Origin of the sequence: Streptomyces sp. NBC_01431 (genome assembly GCF_036231355.1) — a bacterium.
GTDB lineage: Bacteria > Actinomycetota > Actinomycetes > Streptomycetales > Streptomycetaceae > Streptomyces.
In genome coordinates this window covers 2,124,625-2,148,105 of the sequence record NZ_CP109496.1, presented here as the reverse complement: position 1 = coordinate 2,148,105, position 23,481 = coordinate 2,124,625, and the positions used below count along the sequence as shown (strand labels likewise).

Below are 23,481 nucleotides of genomic sequence, written 5' to 3'. Positions count from 1 at the left end.
GGCCTTTCGCCGAGCCGCCTTCGCCACCTGGTGCGGAGCCTCAGGAGCCGCCTTCCGCGGAGCATCAGAATCGCGTCAATACGTGAGCCGATCCGTACCCTCACCCCATTTGCCGGAATTATTGGCCGTAAGGTCGACGCTGCGTACACAGCTGAATTCTGAAAGACAATGGGGCCATGGCACGCGGCAAGCTACGGATCTACCTCGGCGCGGCACCGGGCGTCGGCAAGACGTACGCGATGCTCTCCGAGGCCCACCGCCGGGTGGAGCGCGGCACCGACTGCGTCGTCGCCTTCGTCGAGCACCACGGTCGGCCGCGCACCGAGGTGATGCTGCACGGCCTGGAGCAGATCCAGCGCCGCGAGATCGAATACCGCGGCACCGTGTTCACCGAGATGGACGTCGACGCCGTCCTGGAGCGGCGCCCCGCCGTCGCCCTGGTGGACGAACTGGCCCACACCAATGTCCCCGGCTCCCGCAACACCAAACGCTGGCAGGACGTCGCGGAACTCCTCGCGGCCGGTATCGACGTCGTGTCCACCGTCAACATCCAGCACCTGGAGTCCCTCGGCGACGTCGTGGAGTCGATCACCGGCGTGCGCCAGCGCGAAACGGTGCCCGACGAGGTGGTGCGCCGCGCCGACCAGATCGAACTGGTCGACATGTCGCCCCAGGCGCTGCGCCGCCGCATGGCGCACGGCAACATCTACAAGTCCGACAAGGTCGACGCGGCCCTGTCGAACTACTTCCGGCCCGGCAACCTCACCGCGCTGCGCGAACTGGCGCTGCTGTGGGTCGCCGACCGGGTGGACGAATACCTCCAGCAGTACCGCGGCGAACACGACATCAAGTCCACCTGGCAGGCCCGCGAGCGGATCGTGGTCGGCCTGACCGGCGGACCCGAGGGCCGCACCCTCATCCGCCGCGCCGCCCGCATGGCCGCCAAGGGCTCGGGCAGCGAGATCCTCGCCGTGTACGTGGCCAGGAGCGACGGCCTCACCTCCGCCTCGCCCAAGGAACTCGCCGTCCAGCGCACCCTCGTGGAGGACCTCGGCGGCACCTTCCACCACGTCATAGGCGACGACATCCCCGCCTCGCTGCTCGCCTTCGCACGCGGCGTCAACGCCACCCAGATCGTCCTCGGCTCCAGCCGCCGCAAGGCCTGGCAGTACATCCTCGGCCCCGGCGTCGGGCAGACCGTCGCCCGCGACTCCGGGCCCGACCTCGACGTCCACATCGTCACCCACGAGGAGGTCGCCAAGGGCCGCGGCCTTCCGGTGGCGCGCGGGGCCCGGCTGGGACGCGCCCGCATCGTGTGGGGCTGGGCGGCGGGCGTGATCGGGCCCGCCCTGCTGACCGTGCTGCTCACCAATGTCGACGCGGACCTCGGGCTCGCCAACGACATGCTGCTGTTCCTGACGCTGACCGTGGCCGCGGCCCTGTTCGGCGGCCTGCTGCCCGCGCTGGCCTCGGCGGCCTTCGGCTCGTTCCTGCTGAACTACTACTTCACCCCGCCCGTCCACAAGATCACGATCGCCGACCCGAAGAACATCGTCGCCATCGTGATCTTCGTGCTCGTGGCGGTGTCGGTGGCCTCCGTCGTGGACGTCGCGGCCCGCCGCACCCACCAGGCCGCCCGGCTGCGCGCCGAATCGGAGATTCTCTCCTTCCTGGCGGGCAGCGTGCTGCGCGGCGAGACCAGCCTGGACGCCCTCCTGGAACGGGTCCGCGAGACCTTCGCCATGGAATCCGTCGCCCTCCTGGAGCGCGAGAGCGACGTGGCGCCCTGGACCCGGGCGGGCAGCGTCGGGCCGCGCCCCGTCGGCCGCCCCGAGGACGCGGACGTCGACATGCCGGTCGGCGACCACATGGCGCTCGCCCTGTCCGGCCGTGTCCTGCCCGCCGAGGACCGCCGCGTGCTCGGCGCCTTCGCCGCCCAGGCAGCCGTCGTCCTGGACCGCCAGCGCCTGGTGGGGGAGGCCGAGGAGGCCCGCAAGCTGGCCGAGGGCAACCGGATCCGCACCGCCCTGCTCGCCGCCGTCAGCCACGACCTGCGCACCCCGCTCGCCTCCATCAAGGCAGCAGTGACGTCCCTGCGCTCCGACGACGTCGAATGGTCCGAACAGGACCGCGCCGAACTCCTCGAAGGCATCGAGAGCGGCGCCGACCGCCTCGACCACCTGGTCGGCAACCTCCTCGACATGTCCCGCCTCCAGACCGGCACCGTCACCCCGCTCATCCGCGAGATCGACCTCGACGAGGTCGTGCCGATGGCGCTCGGCGGCGTCCCCGAGGACAGCGTCGTCCTCGACATCCCCGAGACGCTGCCCATGGTCGAGGTCGACCCGGGCCTCCTGGAGCGGGCCGTCGCCAACATCGTGGAGAACGCGGTCAAGTACAGCCCGCCCGCCACCCCCGTCACCGTCGCCGCCAGCGGCATGGCCCAGCGCGTCGAGATACGGGTCACCGACCGCGGACCCGGCGTCCCCGACACCGCCAAGGACCGCATCTTCGCGCCCTTCCAGCGCTACGGCGACGCCCCCCGCGGCGCCGGGGTCGGCCTCGGCCTCGCCGTCGCCCGGGGCTTCGCCGAAGCCATGGGAGGCACTCTCGCCGCCGAGGACACCCCCGGCGGCGGCCTCACCATGGTTCTCACCGTGCGCGCCGCCCCCGGCCCCGACCGGCCCCAGGCCGGCCTCTCCGCCCAGGTCACCTCATGAACCGAACCGCTCAGCCAGTCACCGCAGAAGGCAGGTATTCCAGATGACCCGGGTGCTCGTGGTCGAGGACGAGCCGCAGATCGTGCGCGCGCTCGTGATCAACCTCAAGGCACGCAAGTACGAGGTGGACGCGGCCCCCGACGGCGCCACCGCCCTCCAGCTCGCCGCCGCCCGCCACCCCGACGTGGTCGTGCTCGACCTCGGCCTGCCCGACATGGACGGCGTCGAGGTCATCAAGGGGCTGCGCGGCTGGACCCGGGTCCCGATCCTGGTGCTCTCCGCCCGCCACACCTCCGACGAGAAGGTCGAGGCGCTGGACGCCGGCGCCGACGACTACGTCACCAAGCCCTTCGGCATGGACGAGCTGCTCGCCCGGCTGCGCGCCGCCGTCCGCCGGGCCGAGCCGGCCGGCGGCGCGGACGGTGCCGACGACGTCGTGGTCGTCGAGACGGCGGGCTTCACCGTCGACCTGGCCGCCAAGAAGGTCAACCGGGACGGCCGCGACGTACGACTGACGCCGACCGAGTGGCACCTGCTCGAAGTCCTCGTGCGCAACACCGGCCGCCTGGTCAGCCAGAAGCAGCTGCTCCAGGAGGTCTGGGGGCCCTCCTACGGCACCGAGACCAACTACCTGCGGGTCTACATGGCCCAACTGCGCCGCAAGCTGGAGCTCGACCCCTCGCACCCGCGCCACTTCATCACCGAGCCGGGCATGGGATACCGCTTCGAACGCTGATCCGCCGATCGGTGCTGACCACACGCTTTGATCCGGTGGAGGTCGGGCCGGTTACGCTTTCTGTATGAGTGCTGACCTTCGTACCGAGAAGCCCGCGGGGCGCTTCCGCCGGATGCTCGACCGGCTGTCCACCTCGCAGGAGGACCTGCACTCCGCGGAACTGCAGGAGGACGCGCAGGCCACGGGGTGCACCCGCATCTCCGAGTGCAGTGACCGCCAGATAGTCAAAGTCACTGGTACCTTGCGGACGGTCACCCTGCGTCCGCGGGCGGGCGTGCCGGCGCTGGAGGCCGAGCTCTTCGACGGCACCGCCCCACTGGACGTGGTGTGGCTGGGACGGCGCTCGATCGTGGGCATCGAACCGGGCCGCAAGCTCATCGCTTCGGGCCGGATCTCGATGAGTCACGGCCGACGGGTGCTGTTCAACCCCAAATACGAACTCCGACCGCTCGGACAGGAGTAGCCGGTGACGTCAGTCGACAAGCCGACCACCACCCCCACGCACACCCCGCCCGCCGCTGACGCGAAGGCCGTGACCGAGGCCGCGCTCTTCGAGGCGTTCGGCGGAGTGCGCGGCATGGTCGAGACGGTCCTCCCCGGGCTGCTCTTCGTCACGATCTTCACGGTCAACAAGGACCTGCACACCTCGGCGATCGCGGCCCTCGTGGTGTCGCTGCTGCTCGTCGTGGTCCGCCTGGTGCGCAGGGACACCATGAAGCACGCCTTCAGCGGCGTCTTCGGAGTGGCCTTCGGCGTGGTCTTCGCGATGATGACCGGCAACGCCAAGGACTTCTACCTGCCGGGCATGCTCTACACCCTGGGCCTGGCGCTCGCGTACATCGTGACCACCGTGTGCGGCGTACCGCTGATCGGCCTGATCCTCGGCCCGGTCTTCAAGGAGAACCTGTCCTGGCGCACCCGCAACCCGGGCCGCAAGACGGCGTACGCGAAGGCCAGTTGGGCCTGGGGGCTCATCCTGCTCGCCAAGTGCGCGATCCTCTTCCCGCTGTACTGGTGGGCCAACACCTCCCAGCTCGGCTGGGTGCTCATCGCCCTGAAGATCCCGCCGTTCCTCCTCGCGGTCTGGCTCACCTGGGTCTTCCTCGCGAAGGCCCCGGCGCCGATCGACGTCTTCGCGGAGATGGAGGCGGAGGAAGCGGCCGAGAAGGCCCGCAAGGCCGCGGCCCGCGGACAAGCCGGAGCGCAGTAACCCTCACGCATACATGCCCGAAGGGCCCGGAACCGTAGCGGTTCCGGGCCCTTCGGCCATGCGCCTTCGCGGCGGGTCAGGCTTCCTTGCGGACCGACAGCAGGTCCTCCAGCTGCTCCTCACGGGCCTGCGCGGCCACGAACAGGAGCTCGTCGCCCGCCTCCAGGGTCTCCTCCTGGCTCGGCGTGAGTACCCGCGTGCCCCGGATGATCGTGACCAGCGAGGTGTCCTCCGGCCACGCCACGGCGCTGACCTGCGTGCCCGCGAGCGCCGACTCCGGCGGCAGCGTCAGCTCGACCAGGTTGGCGTCGCCGTGGCTGAAGCGCAGCAGCCGAACGAGGTCGCCGACGCTCACCGCCTCCTCGACGAGCGCCGACATCAGACGCGGCGTCGAGACGGCGACGTCCACGCCCCACGACTCGTTGAACAGCCACTCGTTCTTCGGGTTGTTGACCCGGGCCACCACCCTCGGCACCCCGTACTCGGTCTTCGCGAGCAGCGAGACGACCAGGTTCACCTTGTCGTCACCGGTGGCCGCGATGACCACGTTGCAGCGCTGGAGCGCGGCCTCGTCCAGCGAGGTGATCTCGCAGGCGTCGGCGAGCAGCCACTCGGCGAGCGGCACCCGCTCCACCGAGATGGCGGTGGGCGCCTTGTCGACGAGGAGCACCTCGTGCCCGTTCTCCAGGAGCTCGCCCGCGATGGAACGGCCCACCGCGCCGGCCCCGGCAATAGCCACACGCATCAGTGACCGCCTTCCTCGGGGCCCTGGGCGAACGCCGCCTCGACCTTTTCGACCTCGTCGGTACGCATCATCACGTGCACCAGGTCGCCCTCCTGCAACACCGTCCGGGACGTCGGCAGCACCGCTTCGCCCAGCCGGGTGAGGAACGCGACACGCACGCCGGTCTCCTCCTGCAACTTGCTGATCTTGTGGCCGACCCAGGCCGTCGAGGTGTGCACCTCGGCCAGCTGCACGCCACCGCTCGGGTCGCGCCACAGCGGCTCCGCCCCGGACGGCAGCAGCCGCCGCAGCATCTGGTCGGCGGTCCAGCTGACCGTGGCGACCGTCGGGATGCCCAGACGCTGGTACACCTCGGCACGGCGCGGGTCGTAGATCCGCGCCGCCACGTTCTCGATGCCGAACATCTCGCGGGCCACCCGGGCCGCGATGATGTTGGAGTTGTCGCCGCTGGAGACCGCCGCGAACGCGCCGGCCTCCTCGATGCCCGCCTCGCGCAGGGTGTCCTGGTCGAAGCCGACACCCGTGACCCGGCGCCCGCCGAAGCCGGAACCCAGCCGACGGAAGGCCGTGGGGTCCTGGTCGATCACCGCGACCGTGTGCCCCTGCTGTTCCAGGGTCTGCGCGAGAGCGGCTCCCACTCGCCCGCAGCCCATGATGACGATGTGCACGTGCCCTTTACCCCGCACTCCTGGTCGCCCCGATGACCTGCGAAAACACCCTGCTCACTACTTCCTTCTCGGCTAGCCGGGCAACAGCGTGACAACAGATATCCACGTTGCCGCCTGACGAGCTTATGCGGCCCGCCGCCGGATGCACTCACCAGTGCGCCCCCTGTGTGCGGACAGCCACGGGAGCCGGGTGGGCCTTCCCCATACAGAACGCTTACGATCCTCTGCGTGTCCAAACTGACCGACGTGCCCAAACGGATCCTGATCGGCCGGGCGCTGCGCAGCGACAAGCTGGGAGAAACGCTCCTCCCCAAGCGCATCGCACTCCCCGTCTTTGCCTCCGACCCGCTCTCGTCCGTTGCGTACGCACCCGGAGAAGTACTCCTGGTGCTCTCCGTGGCGGGTGTGTCGGCGTACCACTTCAGCCCCTGGATCGCGGTCGCGGTCGTGGTGCTGATGTTCACCGTGGTCGCCTCCTACCGGCAGAACGTGCACGCCTACCCGAGCGGCGGCGGTGACTACGAGGTCGCCACCACCAACCTCGGCCCCAAGGCCGGACTCACCGTCGCGAGCGCCCTGCTGGTCGACTACGTGCTGACCGTGGCCGTGTCCATCGCCTCCGGCATCGAGAACCTCGGCTCCGCGATCCCCTTCGTGGTCGAGCACAAGGTGCTCTGCGCCGTCGCGGTGATCGTGCTGCTCACCCTGATGAACCTGCGGGGCGTCAAGGAGTCGGGCAAGCTCTTCGCGATCCCGACGTACGTCTTCGTCGCGGGCGTCTTCATCATGATCGCCTGGGGCGCCTACCGCGGCCTCGTCATGGGCGACACCATGAAGGCCCCCACCGCCGACTACACGGTCAAGGCCGAGCACCAGGGCCTGGCCGGCTTCGCCCTCGTCTTCCTCCTGCTGCGCGCGTTCTCCTCCGGCTGCGCGGCGCTCACCGGCGTCGAGGCCATCAGCAATGGTGTCCCCGCCTTCCGCAAGCCCAAGTCCAAGAACGCCGCCAGCACCCTGGCCCTCATGGGCGGCCTCGCCGTCACCATGTTCTGCGGCATCATCGCGCTCGCCATGACCACCCACGTGCGGATGGCCGAGAAGCCCGGCGAGGACCTGCTGCACAACGGCACGCCGCTCGGCTCGGGATACGTCCAGAACCCGGTCATCTCGCAGGTCGCCGAAGCCGTGTTCGGCAACGGCAGCTTCCTGTTCATCGTGCTCGCCGCGGCCACCGCGCTGGTCCTCTTCCTGGCCGCGAACACCGCGTACAACGGCTTCCCGCTGCTCGGCTCGATCCTCGCCCAGGACCGCTACCTGCCCCGCCAGCTGCACACCCGCGGCGACCGCCTCGCCTTCTCCAACGGCATCGTGCTGCTCGCCGGCGCCGCGGTCCTGCTCGTCGTGATCTACGGCGCGGACTCGACCCGGCTGATCCAGCTGTACATCGTCGGCGTCTTCGTCTCGTTCACGCTCAGCCAGACCGGCATGGTCCGTCACTGGAACCGCCACCTGGCCACCGAGAGCGACCCGGCCAAGCGCCGCCGCATGATCCGCTCGCGGGCGATCAACGCCTTCGGCGCGTTCTTCACGGGCCTGGTGCTCGTGGTCGTCCTGGCGACGAAGTTCACCCACGGCGCCTGGGTCGCGCTGCTCGGCATGGTGATCTTCTACGGAACGATGACCGCGATCCGCAAGCACTATGACCGGGTCTCCGAGGAGATCGCGGCTCCCGACGAGCCCTCCGACGACAGCCTGCGGCCTTCCCGGGTCCACTCGATCGTCCTGGTCTCCAAGGTCCACCGTCCCACCCTGCGCGCGCTCGCCTACGCCAAGCTGATGCGCTCGGACCAGCTGGAAGCGCTGTCGATCTCGGTCGACCCGGCCGAGACGAAGGCCCTCCAGGCGGAGTGGGAGCGGCGCGGCATCAACGTACCGCTGAAGATCCTCGACTCCCCGTACCGCGAGATCACCCGGCCGATCATCGAGTACGTCAAGGGCCTGCGCCGCGAGAGCCCGCGCGACGCGGTCAGCGTGTTCATCCCCGAATACGTGGTCGGCCACTGGTACGAGCACCTGCTCCACAACCAGAGCGCCCTGCGGCTCAAGGGCCGTCTGCTGTTCACCCCGGGCGTCATGGTGACCTCCGTGCCCTACCAGCTGGAGTCCTCCGAGGCCGCGAAGAAGCGGGCCCGCAGGCGGGCGGACTGGGACGCGCCGGGTTCGGTGCGCCGCGGGCCGGTGGCCCGGCCCAAGGAGCCCAGCAACAAGAGCTGAGCGGTGCCTGTGGCGGGCGGCCGTGCGACACCCACGTAGACTGGTGGGCTGGTCGCCCGGCCGCCCCGCTGTTCCCCCACATCCCTGGAGTCACCCACCCATGCAGCACAACGCACCCGAGTCGTCGCTGTCGTCGCTGGTCGGGGAGGAGTACGAGGTCGAGGTCGGCCCCGTCGCGCACGGTGGCCACTGCATCGCCCGCACCGCCGAGGGCCGCGTCCTGTTCGTACGCCACGCCCTGCCCGGCGAGAAGATCGTCGCCCGTGTCACCGAGGGCGAGAGCGACTCCCGCTTCCTGCGCGCGGACGCGGTGCGCATCGTCGAGGCGTCCAAGGACCGGGTCGAGGCGCCCTGCAAGTACGCGGGCCCCGGCAAGTGCGGCGGCTGCGACTGGCAGCATGCCAAGCCGGGCGCGCAGCGCCGCCTCAAGGGCGAGGTGATCACCGAGCAGCTCCAGCGGCTTGCGGGCCTCACCCCCGAGGAGGCGGGCTGGGACGGCACGGTCATGCCCGCCGAGGGCGACAAGCTCCCCGCGGGCCAGGTCCCGGCGTGGCGCAGCCGCGTCCAGTACGCCACGGACGACGAGGGCCGGGCGGGCCTGCGCAAGCACCGCTCGCACGATGTCGAGGTCATCGACCACTGCATGATCGCGTCGCCGGGCGTCACGGAACTGGGCATCGAGAAGCGCGAGTGGCCGACGCTGGCGTCCATCGAGGCGATCGCCGCCTCCGGCTCGCACGACCGCCAGGTCGTCCTGACCCCGAAGCCGGGCGGCCGCCTCCCGCTGGTCGAACTCGACAAGCCGGTCTCGGTCCTGCGGGTCGAGGAGAAGGACGGCGGCGTCCACCGCGTCCACGGCCGCGCCTTCGTCCGCGAGCGCGCGGACGGCCGCACGTACCGGGTCGGCATGGGCGGCTTCTGGCAGGTCCACCCGCAGGCCCCCGACACCCTGGTGAAGGCCGTGATGCAGGGCCTGATGCCACGCAAGGGCGAGATGGCCCTCGACCTGTACTGCGGCGTCGGCCTGTTCGCCGGAGCGATCGCCGAGCGCGTCGGCGAGACGGGCGCGGTGCTGGGCATCGAGTCGTCCAAGCGCGCGGTGGAGGACGCCCGCCACAACCTGGCCGACCTGCCCCGCGTCCGCGTGGAACAGGGCAAGGTCGAACAGGTGCTGCCCCGCACCAAGATCACCGAAGCGGACCTGATCGTCCTGGACCCGCCCCGCGCGGGCGCCGGCAAGCAGACGGTGAAGTACCTGTCAGCCCTCGGCGCCCGCCGCATCGCCTACGTGGCCTGCGACCCGGCCGCGCTGGCGCGCGACCTGGCCTATTTCCACGAGGGCGGCTACAAGCCGCGGACGCTGCGGGCGTTTGATTTGTTCCCGATGACCCATCACGTGGAGTGCGTGGCGATTCTGGAGCCTGTGGGGAAGGACGCCTGAGCTTCTGTCTCTTCAGGTGTGCATTGTGTGCGTTGTGGGTGTTACGGGCGATACCTTGACCGCAAGCGACGCGTGTGACGCCCGCTTCACGAACCCTCTTTCCGGATGCGCGACCTCGCGTGGCCTTGGTACCCCCTAGACCGGCGCCGCTTCACCTCAAGCGGTCCGGGCGCTTCGGCGCCGCCTTGCCGGGCGGGATTGCCGTCCAACGGGTCGAGGAGACGTTGTTCTGTCTGCGTGACCGCGTATCCGCACGACCGCCCGACGCCCTATTCGTCCCGCCGGTGGTACGGCGCCCAGCGCGTACCACCGGCCGGACGGCCAACCCCCGGGGTTATGGCCTGGATGCGCGGCGGGCTCGTACGTTCCAGCGGCCGTCGGTGCGGGTGAGGTGGATGGGGTGGTCGAAGCATTTGCTGAGCTGATCGCTGGTCAGGGCCTCGGCCACCGGACCGGAGGCCAGGCAGCGGCCGTCCCGCAGCAGCATGGCGTGCGTCGTGCCGGGAGGGAGCTCCTCCAAGTGGTGGGTGACCAGCACCGACGACAGCTCGGGGTGGGTTTGCTGGAGTGTGTCGATCCGTTCGATGAGCTGTTCCCGTCCCGCGACGTCCAGGCCCGTCGCGGGCTCATCCAGCAACAGCAGCCGCGGACTTGGCATGAGCGCGCGGGCGATCAGGGTCCTGCCCCGCTCGCCCTGGGACAGGGTGGGCCAGCGCGCGGCGTGCCGTTCGCCCAGCCCGAGCAGGTCGATGAGGCGCTCGGCCTGGGCGGTCTGCTCGGGCGTCGGGTTCCAGCGGGGCACGCGTTCGACGGTGTTGGTCAGTCCGGTCAGTACGACGTCCCGGACCCGCAGGGGTGTGCGCAGTCCGTGGCGCGGGTCCACATGACCGACGTACGACCGGAGTTGGCGCATGTCGACCCGGCCCAGCCGGTGGCCCAGGACTTCGACCGTGCCCCGGGTCGGGTGGGTGAGCGCGCCCAGGAGGCCGAGCAGGGTGCTCTTGCCGGCGCCGTTGGCACCGAGCAACGCCCAGTGCTCGCCGGGCCGTACCGTCAGGGACACGTCGTGGAGGATCCGATTGCCGTCGCGGACCAGATCGACACCGTCCACGCGCAGGACGGGGGGAGCGGCGGAGGCGCGGGAGTCGGTCACCGTCCGGCCTGCCCGGCCCGGTTGACGGCGGCGAGCACGGCCTGCACCGACGCGGCGAGGATGGAGGTGTCCCACCCGGCGCCCCAGCACGTGGTCCCGTCCACCCGGCACTCGGCGTACGCCGCGGCAGGGCTGCCGGGCCCCACACTGGTGGCGTGCTCGGCGTAATTGAGGATGTCGACGGTGATGCCGGCGCTACCGAGGGCCTGGGTCAGGGCGGACAGCGGCCCGTTGCCGGTGCCCTGGTAGGGGCGTTCTTGGCCGTCCGCGCTCAGGACGCAGCTGAACCGGTGTTCGCCGGGCCCGGTTTGGGCGGTGCTCCATGAGCTCAGGGTGACCGGACCGTTCTCGGCCGGGCTGATGTAGCGCGCGTGGAACAGGTCCCACAGGTCCTTGTGCGAGAGCTCCTGTCCGCTTGCGTCGGTGGCCCGCTGCACCGCGCCCGAGAAGTCCGGACGCATCGCCTTGGGCAGGTCCAGACCGTGGTGGGTGTGGAGCAGATGGGCGATGCCGCCCTTGCCGGACTGGGAGTTGATGCGGATGACCTCCTCGTACGTACGCCCTATGTCGCCCGGGTCGATCGGCAGGTACGGAACCTCCCAGGGCGCCTCATCGGGGGCGATGCCCTGCTCCGCGGCTCGCTTGGCGTGGTGGGCCATGCCCTTGGAGATGGCGTCCTGGTGGGTCCCGGAGAAGGCGGTGTGGACGAGCTCGCCGACATAGGGGTGGCGCGGGTGGACGGGCAGCCGGTTGCAGTGCTCCACCACCTCGCGCACGGCGTCGATGTCGGAGAAGTCGACCATGGGGTTCACGCCCTGTGCGTACAGGTTCAGCGCCAGCGTGACCAGGTCGACGTTGCCGGTCCGCTCGCCGTTGCCGAACAGGCAGCCCTCCACCCGCTGCGCCCCTGCCAGCACGGCGAGTTCGGCACAGGCGACGCCTGTGCCGCGGTCGTTGTGGGGGTGCACGGAGAGGATCACGGAGTCGCGCCGCGCCAGATGGCGGTCCATGTACTCGATCTGGTCCGCGTACACGTTGGGGGTGGCGATCTCCACCGTGGCCGGGAGGTTGTGGATCACCGGCCGGTCCGGGGAGGCGTCCCACAGCTCGGTGACGCTGTTGCAGACCTCCAGGACGAAGTCCGGTTCGGTGAGGTTGAAGACCTCGGGGGAGAACTCGAACCGGATGTCGGCACCCGGCTGCGCCTCGGCGCGCCGCATCAGATGGCCGGCGGCATCCAGGATCATCGCGTGGAGCTCGGTGCGGGAGCGGCCCAGGACCACGTCGCGCCAGGTCGGCGCGGTGGCGGTGTAGAGGTGCACGACGGCGCGGGGGAGCCCCTCGATGGAGGCGATGGTGCGGTCGATCAGGTCGTTGCGGGCCGCCGTGAAGACGGAGACGGTCACGTCCTCGGGTACGGCGCCGCTGCTGGCCAGGTGGCGTACGAAGTCGAAGTCGGTCCGGCTGGCGGAGGGGTAGCCGACCTCGATCTCCTTGTAGCCCATCGTGACCATCAGGTCGAACATCCGGCGCTTGCGCTCGGTGTCCATGGGTTCGGCCAGCGCCTGGTTGCCGTCGCGCAGATCGACGGGCACCCACAGCGGGGCCCGCTCCAGCCGGCGCGACGGCCAGGTCCGCTCCTCCAGCGGCAGCGCGACCCGGTCGTGCGCGGGCCGGTACCGCTCGTGCGGCATCGCGCTCGGCCGCTGCGGGTTCCACGCCGGCGCGTCCGCGGGAACGGGTCCGCACGGGGTGCGCAGCGTGGGGAAAGCCTGTATCTGCGGTGAAGCCATGAGACGGAATCACTTTCAGTCAGCCATCTGGTGACCGGCGCGTCTCGACACCCGCTGCGGGGTGCCGGTCAGATCAGGCCCCGCAGCGGCAACCGAGAAGAAGGAGCTCGCACAGCGACATGTCGGGTACCGTAACCAAAACCCAACACCTCAGACAACCTGAGAAGTGAAAGTGAAGGTGAACGTCGGATGCCACTGGGCGCACTGCGGCCAACTCCCTTGGTTGAGCAGGCCACTGAGCGACTGCGCGAGCAGATCATCCAGGGCGAGTGGAGCGTCGGAACGAAACTCCCCGGTGAGAACTCACTCGCCCAGACGCTCGGCGTTGGGCGCTCGACCGTACGCGAGGCCCTGCGCGCACTGGCCGGCGCTGGCCTCGTGCAGGCGCGCCAGGGTGCCGGGGTCTTCGTCATCGCCACCAAGCCCCAGGAGGACTGGTCCACCCACCTGCGGCGCGCGGCCGTCACCGACGTGTACGAAGTCCGCATGCTCATCGAGGTCGAAGCCGCGCAGATGGCCGCGCAGCGCCGCACCGACGACGACCTCGTCGCCCTGAACGAGGCGCTGGCCAAGCGCCGCGACGCAGCGGAGGCGGGCGACGCCGAGTTCGTCGATGCCGACATCGCCCTGCACGCGGCCGTGGTCGCCGCAGCACACAACCCCGTACTCACCGGCCTGTTCGCCGAGTTCGTGCCCGTACTGCGGCAGGGGCTGATCGACCTGGTGGAGCTGCTCGACCTGCGCTCCGGGGACCCGAACCACGGCGACGACGGCCACGCCCTGCTCGTGGCGGCCATCGCCCGCTCGGACGCCGAATCCGCCGGACACACCTTGCGCGAAGAGCTGAAGCAGACCCTCGAACGCCTCCACGCGATCTGACGCCGTGTCCGACCCCGTGTCCCACGTCGTGTCTGACGTCGTGTCCGATGTTGCGCCGCACATCCCCACCCGGTCGCGCACGTCGAACCGGCCGACCCGGGCTCGGAACGTCAACTGACGTATGCAGAAAGGCATTTGGCGGCCCGGCGGATCGCTTCCCCGCTCCGGGGTCGCCGCGCGAAGCAAGCCCCCGGTTTCCTCATCGCGTACGTCGCTGCCTGCACGCCTGCACGCCGGTGCGGTGGTGGTGGTGCCCCCGCTGCGCCTTGGTGCTCCGCGGCGCGGACCCGCTGACTGGGGACCCGGGCCGACCCAGGGGTCGGCCCGGGGTGTCACGGTCAGGCCAGGTCGAACCGGTCCAGGTTCATCACCTTGTTCCACGCCGCGACGAAGTCCTTCACGAACTTCTCCTTCGCGTCGTCACTCGCGTAGACCTCCGCGACGGCGCGCAGCTCCGAGTTGGAGCCGAAGACCAGGTCGGCGCGGGTGCCGGTCCACTTGACCTCGCCCGACGCGTCGCGGCCCTCGAACGTGTTCTCGTCCGCGGACGTCGCCTTCCACGTCGTACCGAGGTCGAGCAGATTGACGAAGAAGTCGTTGGTGAGCGAGCCGGGGGTCGACGTGAAGACGCCGTGCTGCGACTGCTTGTGGTTCGCTCCCAGGACGCGGAGGCCGCCGACGAGGACCGTCAGTTCGGGGGCGCTCAGCGTCAGCAGGTTCGCCTTGTCGAGCAGCAGGTACTCGCCCGGCAGTCGGTTGCCCTTGCCGAGGTAGTTGCGGAACCCGTCGGCCGTCGGCTCAAGCGCGGCGAACGACTCCACGTCCGTCTGCTCCTGCGAGGCGTCCACGCGGCCCGGCGTGAAGGGGACCTGGACGGCGACGCCGCCGTCCTTCGCGGCCTGCTCGACACCCGCGGCACCCGCCAGCACGATCAGATCGGCCAGCGACACCTGCTTGGAGCCGGACTGGGCGGAGTTGAAGGACGACCGGACGCCCTCCAGGGTGCGCAGCACCGTCGCCAGCTCGTCGGGCTCGTTGACCTCCCAGCCGCTCTGCGGCTGGAGGCGGATGCGCGCGCCGTTGGCTCCGCCGCGCTTGTCGCTGCCGCGGAAGGACGACGCCGAGGCCCACGCGGTGGACACCAGCTGGGACACCGTCAGGCCCGAGGCCAGGACCTGCTCCTTGAGGGAGGCGATGTCCCCGGCGTCGATGAGGTCGTACGTCCGCGCGGGCAGCGGGTCCTGCCACAGCAGTTCCTCGGCCGGGACCTCCGGGCCGAGGTAGCGCACGACCGGGCCCATGTCGCGGTGGGTCAGCTTGAACCAGGCGCGGGCGAACGCGTCCGCGAACGCCTCGGGGTCCGCCAGGAAGCGCCGCGAGATCTGCTCGTACGCCGGGTCGAACCGCAGCGAGAGGTCGGTCGTCAGCATCGTCGGAGCGTGGCTCTTCGACGGGTCGTGCGCGTCCGGTACGGTGCCCGCCCCGGCGCCGTCCTTCGGCCGCCACTGGTGGGCGCCCGCGGGGCTCTTGAACAGCTCCCACTCGTGGCCGAAGAGGATCTCGAAGAAGCTGTTGTCCCAGGCGGTCGGGGTGTTCGTCCAGATGCCCTCAAGGCCGCTGGTGATCGTGTCACCGCCCTTACCGGTGCCGTGGCTGTTCTTCCAGCCCAGGCCCTGCTGCTCCAGCGAGGCGGCCTCGGGGTCGTCACCGACGGCTTCGGAGGGGCCCGCGCCGTGCGTCTTGCCGAAGGTGTGGCCGCCCGCGATCAGGGCGACGGTCTCCTCGTCGTTCATCGCCATCCGGCGGAATGTTTCGCGAATGTCCCGGGCGGCGGCGATGGGGTCCGGGTTGCCGTTGGGGCCCTCGGGGTTGACGTAGATGAGGCCCATCTGGACCGCGCCGAGCGGGTTCTCCAGCTCACGGTCGCCGGTGTAGCGGTTGTCGTCCAGCCAGTTGATCTCGGGACCCCAGTACACGTCCTCGTCGGGCTCCCACACATCGGCACGCCCGCCGCCGAAGCCGAAGGTCTTGAAGCCCATCGACTCCAGGGCGACGTTGCCCGTGAGGATCATGAGGTCGGCCCAGGAGATGCTCTTGCCGTACTTCTTCTTGACGGGCCACAGCAGTCGGCGGGCCTTGTCGAGGCTCACGTTGTCCGGCCAGCTGTTGAGGGGAGCGAAGCGCTGCTGGCCGGCCCCCGCGCCGCCGCGGCCGTCGCTGATCCGGTAGGTGCCCGCGCTGTGCCAGGCCATGCGGATCATCAGCGGGCCGTAGTTGCCGAAGTCGGCGGGCCACCAGTCCTGCGACGTCGTGAGGAGCTCCGCGATGTCCCGCTTCACCGCCGGGAGGTCGAGGGCCTTGAACGCCTCGGCGTAGTCGAACTCCTCGCCGAGCGGATTGGCCACCGCGGGGTTCTTGGCGAGGATCTTCAGATTGAGCCGCTCCGGCCACCACTGGCGGTTTCCGCCGCCCTGCGTCGGATGCGGGGCGCGCTCGTGCGCGACCGGGCAGCCACCTGTGCCCTCCGTCTTGGCGTCGGTGACGATTGCATCGGGGTTCTCGGACATGGCAATCCTTCTTGACTCGGTGGATCACGGTGCTCAGGAACTGCGGGCGGTGAAAACGACCGGGGCGCGGGCCCCGGGGGGACGGCCCCGGCCTCGGTGACAGCGAAGCAGCGGCCGGCGGACGCGGCCGGTCGGGAGCCGCGCCCGGACGGGCAGTCGACATCGGCCGCGACGCGGCACGACCCGCACACGAGGGGGTGGGCAGACAGCGGGCCGCACGTACGACGTGGAAGGAGAATACGGCCCACGCGATCACACGCCCCGGAAGCGATCGCGGCCGTGGCGAGGCGGTCGCCGGATCGGGCGGTCCCCGGCGGCGCGGCGCCGGCGACCGGCATCCGCGGGCCGGCCCCCCGCGTCCTTGCGGCGGCGATCACCCATGACGTCCCCGTCTCCTGGTGTGTTGGAGTCCTGCTGTGTCTAGGCTGTCGGCGGCATCGATCCTATGATGGACACAATCCAAGTCAAGAAGTACGCCAAACCCATATCCCATCGGACCGCCATGCCCATCGGCGCTGCGCGTGTCCACCGGACCTGAACAGGTGAACCGATATGAGTGACCTGCTCAAGCGGCTGCGCGGGCGTGGCTGGCGGATGACGTCCCAGCGGCGCGTGGTCGCGGAGGTCCTGGACGGCGACCACACGCATCTGACGGCCGACGAGGTGCACGTGCGCGCGGCGCGGCGGCTGCCCGAGATCTCCAGGGCGACCGTCTACAACACCCTGGGCGAGCTGGTCTCGCTCGGCGAGGTCATGGAGCTCTCCACCCAAGGCCGCGCCAAGCGCTACGACCCCAATGCCCATCACCCGCACCAGCACCTGGTGTGCTCCGCCTGTGGCACCATCCGCGACGTCCACCCGACCGGAGATCCACTGGCCGGCCTCCCGGCGGAGGCCCGGTTCGGCTTCACCCTGTCCGCAGTCGAGATCACCTACCGCGGGCTGTGCCCCTCCTGCGCCTAGCCGACGGCGACGGGTCGCGGTCCGCGGCCCGCACGATGTCAGCCGGGGCCCGCCCTGAACCGGCGCCGGTACTCCGTGGGCGTCGTGTCGAGCTTGCGGCGAAACGCCCGGATAAGGGTGTCGGTCGTGCCGAACCCGCAGGTGGACACGATGCGTTCAAGGGTGGCGTCGGTGGATTCGAGCTGGTTGCGGGCCAGTTCGACGCGGACCGACTCGATGTACGCGGCCGGCGTCATGCCGAGTTCGGCCTTGAAGATCCGGGTGAGCTGCCGCTCGCCGACATGGGCGTACGCGGCGAGGTCGGCGACGGTGAGCTGATCGCCGATGGTGCGCAGGATGTGGTGCCTTAGGTCTTCGGTGCGCCGTGTCATGGACACGGGTTCCAGGGGAACACTGAACTGACTCTGGCCGCTCGGCCGTTTCACGTACATCACGAGCTGCCGGGCGACGCGCAGCGCGACGCTCTCGCCGAAGTCCTCGGCGACGAGGGCCAGTGACAGATCCAGGCACGCACTGATGCCGGCCCCGGTCCACACCTCGCCCGAGCGGATGAAGATCGGGTCCGCGTCGACCTCGACCTCGGGGTGATCCTCGGCGAGCTGCCGCGCGGTCGACCAGTGGGTGGTGGCGCGCTTGCCGTCCAACAGCCCGGCGGCGGCGAGGATGTGCGCTCCGACACAGACGGAGGTGATGCGGCGCGTCCTGGCGGCGAGCGTCTTCACCCGGTCGACCACGGCGGGATCGGCCAGGGCGCGCACGCGCCCGTGACCGTCGGCCTCCACCGCCCCGGGTACCAGGAGCGTGTCGATGCACTGGGCGGACACCTCGTGGAAGGTGGTGTCGGGGAGGATGCGCACGCCGGCGGAGGTGGTGACGGGGTCCATGGTCTCGGCCGCGAGGACGACCCGGTAGGCCGCCGCCGTGTCGCCGATCTCGTGCCGCAGGAGCGAGAACACCTCGGGTGGCCCGGTGACATCGAGCAGGTCCACGCGGTCGAAGAGGACGATCACGACGAGTCGTTCGACGGTGCTCATGGCGTCTCCCCCACGATGGCACGGGCTCGGTGGGCCCGAGCGAAGTCCGGCCGGGGCGCCCGGCCGCCATGTCCGGATCTGCATGTTAGACGACATTGCCGACACGCTCTGGCGGGCCATAGCTTTCACAAGGCGGCCCACCCCGAAGGTGAGCCGCGCAAAGCCCGCTCTCCAACCCTTAGGCGGTACTCCCATGGCTACGACCACCCTGCGCGAACTCAGCGGCCTCGACGAGACGCCCGCGTCGCTCGCCGACGCGACGCTGATCCTGGTCGACTACCAGAACACCTACGTCGGCGGCGTGATGGAACTGGAAGGCTGGCAGACCGCACTCGACTCCGCCGCCGCGCTGCTGGGCAGGGCCCGGGAGGCCGGCGCGAAGGTCGTCCACGTCATCAACGACGGCGGCGTCGGCACCCCGTACGACATCCGGGCCGAGATCGGCCGGATCCACCCGAGCGTGGCGCCCGTCGAGGGCGAGCCCGTCGTCGTCAAGCAGGCCCCGAACGCCTTCGTCGACACCGACCTCGGACAGCACGTCGACGCCGCGGGACACCAGAACGTCATAGTCGTGGGGTTCATGACCCACATGTGCGTGCTGTTCACCACGGAAGGCGCGTTCCTGCGGGGAAACCGGCCCACCGTGGTCGCCGACGCCTGCGCGACCCGCCCCCTGCGGTCGCTGGACACCGAACTCGCCGCCGCACAGATCCACGACAGCGCCCTCGCCACGATCGCCGACCTCTACGGCGTCGTCGTACCGTCGCACAAGTCCCTGAGCTGAGCGCCGGTCAAAATCCCGGCCACATGGGCAGCCCACACGGTGCCCCGGGGGAGCGCGCAGGGAGCCGTATGACCGGCACATGGAGCCCTGCCACCCCTACGCACACGGACACGCAGGGCCGGTCCACATGTGTCAGCACACCGGGCCCCATCCGAAGATGAGTCATAGCCGACACCCCCACAGCCGTGTTGAAGTTGGGCTGAACGGGTGAGCGGCGTCATCATGGCCGGATGCAGATACAGCACATGGGTGAGGTGGTCCGGTGAGCAGGTACGACGTCACCGACGAACAGTGGGAGGGGCTCGCCCAGGTCGTTCCGCTGCGCAGCCGCAACGAATGGCCCTCCCGGGCCGACCACACCACCATCCCCGGCGACTACGCCACCGTCGAACAGCGGCGCTTCGTCGTCCTGCGCGTACAGATCTTCGCCGACGCCCGCGAAGTGGCCGAGTACCTCATGGCGCAGATCCCGGTACTCCTCGACCTGACCGGCGCCGACCCCGAAGTCGCCAAGCGGATCCTCGACTTCAGCACCGGCGTCGTCTTCGGCCTCGGCAGCGGAATGCACCGCGTCGACCGCAACGTCTTCCTGCTGGCCCCGGTCGGCACCGAAGTGGAAGGCATCGCCGCGGCAGCCGTCCCGCACCCCTGACACGGCTCGAACCGCCATCCCCACACCCCCTGGAACGCCCGCACGCCCCAAGAACCGTCCCGCAGCGCCGTGCCGTCCCTCATTCGTAGGAAGGGCACCGCGGCGGAACGGTTCGTCAGTTTTCGGGCTGCGTACCGTCCCAGCCATGACCACCATCAGTGACCGAGCCGGCCGACCCGATCGACCCACCGTCACCGAACTGCGGCTCTCGGCCTTCCGGAAACACCGCGGCGCGACCATCCCGCTGGGCCCCCTGACCCTGCTCACCGGGCCCAGCGGCAGCGGCAAGACGACCATCCTCGAAGCATTCGAAGCCCTCGCCCGACTCGGCTCGGGCGCCCCACTCGACTCGGTGTTCCGCGACCCCGCGGGCTGCGTACCCGAAGGCGCGGGAGCCGACGCCCAAGGACGCCGCGGATTCCGCATCGGCTGCACCGTCGACGGCCCCGCCGGACCCGTCCGCCTCGACCTCGCCGTCCAGGCCGAACCGGAACTCCGCGTCGTCGGCGAACGTTTGACCAGCGAAGGACAGACCCTCCTCAGCACCGCGCTGCGCGACCCCGGCCGCTCCACCGTCCAGGCCGCCTGGCACACCGCGGGCGCGGTCCCGGTCACCCGAGCCCCGCTCCCCGACGACCTGCTCGGCACCGCGCTGCTGCCCCTGCGCGTCGCCGGCAAGACAGAAGGACAACGGCGCGTTCTGGCCGCCGCCGAACAAGTCGTCGTCGCGCTCCGCTCGGTGTTCGCCTGCGACCCCCAGCCCCAGCGGATGCGCGAACCCGCCGTCCCCGGCCAGGGACACACCGGCGGCCGGCTCCGGCGCGGCTGCGACAACCTCGCCGAAGTCCTCCGGCGCACCCGCACCGAATGCGGCATCCGGCACGGCCTGCTCGTCACCGCGGCCCGCGCCGGCTGCGTCGGACCCGTCACCGGCCTCGCCACCGAAGAACTCGCCGACGGTACGTTACGAGCCGTCCTCGCCCGCGGCGGCACCCGGCACGGAACCCCCGTCGGCCGCCTCGGCGAAGGCGAACTCCGCTACCTCGCCCTCGCCCTCGTCCTGCTCACCGGCCCCGGTGTCCTCGCCGTCGACACCGTGGCCGAAGTACCCGCGGCCCTGCAGACCCTCGCCGTGCTCGCCGACGGCCTCGACCGCGCCCTCGACCACGGCCAGACCCGCGAACTCCTCACCCTCGCCCAGGAGATGTGCGCCCGCGGCCACATCCGGCTGCTCGCCGCCGTGGGCGACAGCACCCGCGCCCACGAGGTCCACGGAGCGACGGTGGTAGACCTGGAGCCGTGAACCAACTCGACGTACCGGCCCTGCAGCGCAGACTCGCCGCATTCGCCGCCGCCCGCCACTGGGAGCCTTACCACACCCCCAAGAACCTCGCCGCCGCCCTCAGCGTCGAGGCGTCCGAACTCCTCGAAATCTTCCAGTGGCTCACCCCCGAGCAGTCCGGCCGGGTGATGACCGACCCCGACCAGGCCCACCGCGTCACCGACGAGGTCGCCGACGTACTCGCCTATCTGCTCCAACTCTGCGACGTACTCGGCATCGACGCCCTCGCGGCCCTCGCCGCCAAGATCGACCGCAACGAACTCCGCTTCCCCGTCCCGGAACTGCCGAAGACCCCCCACAACCCCCCTATGAACACGGAGAGTCACTCATCTGAGTGACCGAGATATTCACAAACAGCTTGCTGTGCACAAAATTCCGATTTCCTCTGGCTTTCCTGGCCACTCACGCTCACGCTAGGTAGTGGACGCGAAGTGCAACTCCATCACAGGAGCGGGGGCATCGGATGGATGCAGTAAGGCTCGTGAAAGCCGGCCAACACGCACTGACCCAGAGCCGGTCGGCGCTCGACATCGTGGCCGAAGCCTGGCAGGCACAAGCCCTCGCCCAGGCGATCGGCAGCCACCTGGCGGCCACCGGCCCGCCGGACCTGAGAGGAGAAGCACGCGGCCTCAGCGAAGCCGGCAGCCGGGGCTGCGCCATCCTCGCCCACCCCGGCATGCGAATCGGCGGCATCCGCGCCACCCAGCTCTCCGAAGTGAGCGACCCGGCAGGGGCGTTGACAGCCCTGGGCCGACTGCTAGGCGATGTCGCCATGGCCCTCGTCTCCGTGGCCTGCGCCACAGAAGAGGAGGGACTCTACTGGCAGTGCATGGAAGCCATCGATGTCGCCGACGAGTCCAGCGACCGGGTACGCGGAATGCTGCGCCGCCTCACGATACGAGAACAGGAAAGGCAGCAAAGACCGAGCGACATGGTCCGCGACTCGACGGCAGGACCGCCATGAACAGCACCCGCCGGAGCACGAACGCGTGGCCCCCGCGACGAGCCCGGATGACGAACCGGCAACCCCCGTCGCGCCCATCGGTCCTCGCACTACTCGCGTACGTCACCTTCGGCCGCCTGCTCGGACTCGCCACGGCCGTACGTCTGCTGGGCCTCGCCCGACTGGGCCGACTCGACCGGCGGAACCGGCTGCCTCGGGTCGCCGTCGGCCGTCGTGCGGTCCTCGGGGGACCGCGGATCCGTGTCGAGCTGCGTCAGATCGGTGTTCAGCGCCGCCATGAGCTCTTCCATCTGCCGCAACAGCCCCTTCGGCGCACCCTTCTGCTCGGGCGCCGACTGCGGCCACACGCTCTGTTCGGGCTCGGGCTCCTGGGACATCGCGGCCTCCTCGGCCCAAGCCCTCCCGCAGGCAAGGCAGGGCGGAAAATCGATCGACGCACCGGCCAAGGCCGCCGACACGCGGGCCGGACGGTCCGGCTCCCCCCGGGCCAACGACCACTCGGCGTGGACGTCACCGGCCAGGCCGGGCGCGCCCCGCCGGGCCGACGAATATTCACCCGACCGGGCATCCGTGGGAGGAGTGGTGCAGACGGGGTTGACGGTGGCCCCACGGTGCAGGATGGAGGCATGGATCTTCGAATCTTCACCGAACCCCAGCAGGGCGCCGGCTACGACACCCTCCTGACCGTCGCCAAGGCCACTGAAGACCTCGGCTTCGACGCCTTCTTCCGCTCGGACCACTACCTGAGCATGGGATCCGGCGACGGGCTCCCCGGGCCCACCGACGCGTGGATCACCCTGGCCGGACTCGCCCGCGAGACCAAGCGGATCCGGCTCGGCACCCTGATGACGGCGGGCACCTTCCGGCTGCCGGGCGTGCTCGCCATCCAGGTCGCCCAGGTCGACCAGATGTCGGGCGGCCGGGTCGAACTCGGCCTGGGGGCAGGCTGGTTCGAAGACGAGCACAAGGCGTACGGCATCCCCTTCCCCAAGGAGAAGTTCGCCCGGCTGGAGGAGCAGCTGGCCATCATCACCGGACTGTGGGCCACCGAAGTGGGCCGCACCTTCGACCACCACGGCACCTACTACCAGCTCAGCGACTCGCCGGCGCTGCCCAAGCCCGCCCAGACCAAGGTGCCCGTCCTGATCGGCGGCCACGGCGCAACCCGCACGCCGAGGCTGGCGGCGCGGTACGCCGACGAATTCAACATCCCGTTCGCCTCCATCGAGGACAGCGAGCGGCAGTTCACCAGGGTGAAGGCGGCCGCCGAAGCCGCCGGACGCAAGGCGGACGACCTCGTGTACTCCAACGCACTGGTGGTCTGTGTGGGCAAGAACGACGCCGAGGTGGCACGCAGGGCCGCCGCCATCGGACGGGAGGTGGAGGAACTCAAGGCCAACGGACTCGCAGGCTCGCCCGACGAGGTCGTCGAGAAGATCGGCGAGTACGAGGCGATCGGATCCTCGCGGGTCTATCTCCAACTGCTCGACCTGAACGACCTCGACCACCTGGAACTGATCTCCTCGCAGGTGCTGTCGCAACTGAACGGCGCCTGA

The 23,481-nt window shown here is 70.2% G+C and carries 21 protein-coding genes; 14 read left to right on the top strand and 7 right to left on the bottom strand.

Going from position 1 to position 23,481, the window contains the following annotated elements; translation table 11 throughout:
- Positions 1–176 precede the first annotated feature (176 nt).
- From OG522_RS09890 to OG522_RS09875, 4 genes are all read left to right on the top strand, one after another.
- A complete protein-coding gene (locus tag OG522_RS09890; protein WP_329462581.1) occupies positions 177–2,720 on the top strand; it encodes a sensor histidine kinase KdpD in 2,544 nt (847 codons plus the stop codon).
- 43 nt (positions 2,721–2,763) lie between these two features.
- Positions 2,764–3,456 (top strand): response regulator, encoded by a 693-nt coding sequence (locus OG522_RS09885; protein ID WP_329462580.1) that lies wholly within the window; start codon positions 2,764–2,766, stop codon positions 3,454–3,456.
- A gap of 64 nt (positions 3,457–3,520) precedes the next feature.
- The gene (locus tag OG522_RS09880) at positions 3,521–3,919 is read left to right on the top strand and encodes an OB-fold nucleic acid binding domain-containing protein (RefSeq protein WP_329462579.1); all 399 of its coding nucleotides are present in this window, start codon (positions 3,521–3,523) and stop codon (positions 3,917–3,919) included.
- A gap of 3 nt (positions 3,920–3,922) precedes the next feature.
- The gene (locus OG522_RS09875) at positions 3,923–4,666 is read left to right on the top strand and encodes a DUF3159 domain-containing protein (RefSeq protein WP_329462578.1); all 744 of its coding nucleotides are present in this window, start codon (positions 3,923–3,925) and stop codon (positions 4,664–4,666) included.
- Positions 4,667–4,742: 76 nt separating this feature from the next.
- Here OG522_RS09875 and OG522_RS09870 read toward each other — a convergent pair whose 3' ends face one another.
- Both OG522_RS09870 and OG522_RS09865 read right to left on the bottom strand, forming a co-directional pair.
- Positions 4,743–5,411, bottom strand: a complete 669-nt coding sequence (locus tag OG522_RS09870) for a potassium channel family protein (RefSeq protein ID WP_329462577.1) — start codon at positions 5,409–5,411, stop codon at positions 4,743–4,745.
- Complete coding sequence (locus OG522_RS09865) at positions 5,411–6,079, bottom strand: potassium channel family protein (protein WP_329462576.1); 669 nt, start codon at positions 6,077–6,079, stop codon at positions 5,411–5,413. The genes OG522_RS09870 and OG522_RS09865 overlap by 1 nt, the downstream gene beginning before the upstream one ends.
- A gap of 228 nt (positions 6,080–6,307) precedes the next feature.
- On the opposite strand from OG522_RS09865, the gene OG522_RS09860 reads away from it, so the two are divergent.
- Complete coding sequence (locus OG522_RS09860; protein ID WP_329462575.1) at positions 6,308–8,353, top strand: APC family permease; 2,046 nt, start codon at positions 6,308–6,310, stop codon at positions 8,351–8,353.
- Between the two features lie 100 nt (positions 8,354–8,453).
- Positions 8,454–9,794 carry a class I SAM-dependent RNA methyltransferase gene (locus OG522_RS09855; protein ID WP_329462574.1) on the top strand — a complete coding sequence of 447 codons (1,341 nt, stop codon included), beginning with the start codon at positions 8,454–8,456 and terminating at the stop codon, positions 9,792–9,794.
- A gap of 334 nt (positions 9,795–10,128) precedes the next feature.
- Here OG522_RS09855 and OG522_RS09850 read toward each other — a convergent pair whose 3' ends face one another.
- Complete coding sequence (locus OG522_RS09850; RefSeq protein ID WP_329462573.1) at positions 10,129–10,947, bottom strand: ABC transporter ATP-binding protein; 819 nt, start codon at positions 10,945–10,947, stop codon at positions 10,129–10,131.
- Positions 10,944–12,740, bottom strand: a complete 1,797-nt coding sequence (leuA, locus tag OG522_RS09845) for a 2-isopropylmalate synthase (protein ID WP_329462572.1) — start codon at positions 12,738–12,740, stop codon at positions 10,944–10,946. Before leuA ends, OG522_RS09850 begins: the two co-directional genes overlap by 4 nt.
- A 189-nt stretch (positions 12,741–12,929) precedes the next feature.
- On the opposite strand from leuA, the gene OG522_RS09840 reads away from it, so the two are divergent.
- Positions 12,930–13,619 carry a FadR/GntR family transcriptional regulator gene (locus tag OG522_RS09840; RefSeq protein ID WP_329462571.1) on the top strand — a complete coding sequence of 230 codons (690 nt, stop codon included), beginning with the start codon at positions 12,930–12,932 and terminating at the stop codon, positions 13,617–13,619.
- A 338-nt stretch (positions 13,620–13,957) separates the two neighbouring features.
- On the opposite strand, the gene katG is transcribed toward OG522_RS09840, so the two are convergent.
- The gene (gene katG / locus OG522_RS09835) at positions 13,958–16,186 is read right to left on the bottom strand and encodes a catalase/peroxidase HPI (protein WP_329462570.1); all 2,229 of its coding nucleotides are present in this window, start codon (positions 16,184–16,186) and stop codon (positions 13,958–13,960) included.
- 552 nt (positions 16,187–16,738) lie between these two features.
- Between katG and OG522_RS09830 the strand changes: the two genes are divergently transcribed.
- Entirely contained in the window at positions 16,739–17,149 is a 411-nt protein-coding gene (locus tag OG522_RS09830) for a Fur family transcriptional regulator (protein WP_329462569.1), read from the top strand.
- A 38-nt stretch (positions 17,150–17,187) separates the two neighbouring features.
- Here OG522_RS09830 and OG522_RS09825 read toward each other — a convergent pair whose 3' ends face one another.
- The gene (locus OG522_RS09825) at positions 17,188–18,183 is read right to left on the bottom strand and encodes a GlxA family transcriptional regulator (RefSeq protein ID WP_329462568.1); all 996 of its coding nucleotides are present in this window, start codon (positions 18,181–18,183) and stop codon (positions 17,188–17,190) included.
- A 193-nt stretch (positions 18,184–18,376) separates the two neighbouring features.
- On the opposite strand from OG522_RS09825, the gene OG522_RS09820 reads away from it, so the two are divergent.
- From OG522_RS09820 to OG522_RS09800, 5 genes are all read left to right on the top strand, one after another.
- A complete protein-coding gene (locus OG522_RS09820) occupies positions 18,377–18,967 on the top strand; it encodes a cysteine hydrolase family protein (RefSeq protein ID WP_329462567.1) in 591 nt (196 codons plus the stop codon).
- 262 nt (positions 18,968–19,229) lie between these two features.
- Entirely contained in the window at positions 19,230–19,619 is a 390-nt protein-coding gene (locus OG522_RS09815; RefSeq protein WP_329462566.1) for a cell division protein SepF, read from the top strand.
- Between the two features lie 145 nt (positions 19,620–19,764).
- Positions 19,765–20,922, top strand: coding sequence for an AAA family ATPase (locus tag OG522_RS09810; RefSeq protein ID WP_329462565.1), 1,158 nt, complete (start codon positions 19,765–19,767; stop codon positions 20,920–20,922).
- Complete coding sequence (locus OG522_RS09805; protein ID WP_329462564.1) at positions 20,919–21,299, top strand: nucleotide pyrophosphohydrolase; 381 nt, start codon at positions 20,919–20,921, stop codon at positions 21,297–21,299. The genes OG522_RS09810 and OG522_RS09805 overlap by 4 nt, the downstream gene beginning before the upstream one ends.
- A 125-nt stretch (positions 21,300–21,424) precedes the next feature.
- The gene (locus tag OG522_RS09800) at positions 21,425–21,925 is read left to right on the top strand and encodes a DUF6099 family protein (RefSeq protein ID WP_329462563.1); all 501 of its coding nucleotides are present in this window, start codon (positions 21,425–21,427) and stop codon (positions 21,923–21,925) included.
- 89 nt (positions 21,926–22,014) lie between these two features.
- Here OG522_RS09800 and OG522_RS09795 read toward each other — a convergent pair whose 3' ends face one another.
- Complete coding sequence (locus OG522_RS09795; RefSeq protein ID WP_329467890.1) at positions 22,015–22,302, bottom strand: hypothetical protein; 288 nt, start codon at positions 22,300–22,302, stop codon at positions 22,015–22,017.
- 249 nt (positions 22,303–22,551) lie between these two features.
- Here OG522_RS09795 and OG522_RS09790 point away from each other — a divergent pair, with 249 nt between their 5' ends.
- Complete coding sequence (locus OG522_RS09790; RefSeq protein WP_329462562.1) at positions 22,552–23,481, top strand: LLM class F420-dependent oxidoreductase; 930 nt, start codon at positions 22,552–22,554, stop codon at positions 23,479–23,481.

Coding starts and splice junctions, on each gene's coding strand:
- leuA (WP_329462572.1), bottom strand. CDS start 12,740: ATGGCTTCACCGCAGATACAGGCTTTCCCCACGCTGCGCACCCCGTGC.
- OG522_RS09885 (WP_329462580.1), top strand. CDS start 2,764: ATGACCCGGGTGCTCGTGGTCGAGGACGAGCCGCAGATCGTGCGCGCG.
- OG522_RS09830 (WP_329462569.1), top strand. CDS start 16,739: ATGAGTGACCTGCTCAAGCGGCTGCGCGGGCGTGGCTGGCGGATGACG.
- OG522_RS09820 (WP_329462567.1), top strand. CDS start 18,377: ATGGCTACGACCACCCTGCGCGAACTCAGCGGCCTCGACGAGACGCCC.
- OG522_RS09840 (WP_329462571.1), top strand. CDS start 12,930: ATGCCACTGGGCGCACTGCGGCCAACTCCCTTGGTTGAGCAGGCCACT.
- OG522_RS09870 (WP_329462577.1), bottom strand. CDS start 5,411: ATGCGTGTGGCTATTGCCGGGGCCGGCGCGGTGGGCCGTTCCATCGCG.
- OG522_RS09795 (WP_329467890.1), bottom strand. CDS start 22,302: ATGTCCCAGGAGCCCGAGCCCGAACAGAGCGTGTGGCCGCAGTCGGCG.
- katG (WP_329462570.1), bottom strand. CDS start 16,186: ATGTCCGAGAACCCCGATGCAATCGTCACCGACGCCAAGACGGAGGGC.
- OG522_RS09855 (WP_329462574.1), top strand. CDS start 8,454: ATGCAGCACAACGCACCCGAGTCGTCGCTGTCGTCGCTGGTCGGGGAG.
- OG522_RS09800 (WP_329462563.1), top strand. CDS start 21,425: ATGGATGCAGTAAGGCTCGTGAAAGCCGGCCAACACGCACTGACCCAG.
- OG522_RS09880 (WP_329462579.1), top strand. CDS start 3,521: ATGAGTGCTGACCTTCGTACCGAGAAGCCCGCGGGGCGCTTCCGCCGG.
- OG522_RS09890 (WP_329462581.1), top strand. CDS start 177: ATGGCACGCGGCAAGCTACGGATCTACCTCGGCGCGGCACCGGGCGTC.
- OG522_RS09810 (WP_329462565.1), top strand. CDS start 19,765: ATGACCACCATCAGTGACCGAGCCGGCCGACCCGATCGACCCACCGTC.
- OG522_RS09825 (WP_329462568.1), bottom strand. CDS start 18,183: ATGAGCACCGTCGAACGACTCGTCGTGATCGTCCTCTTCGACCGCGTG.
- OG522_RS09790 (WP_329462562.1), top strand. CDS start 22,552: ATGGATCTTCGAATCTTCACCGAACCCCAGCAGGGCGCCGGCTACGAC.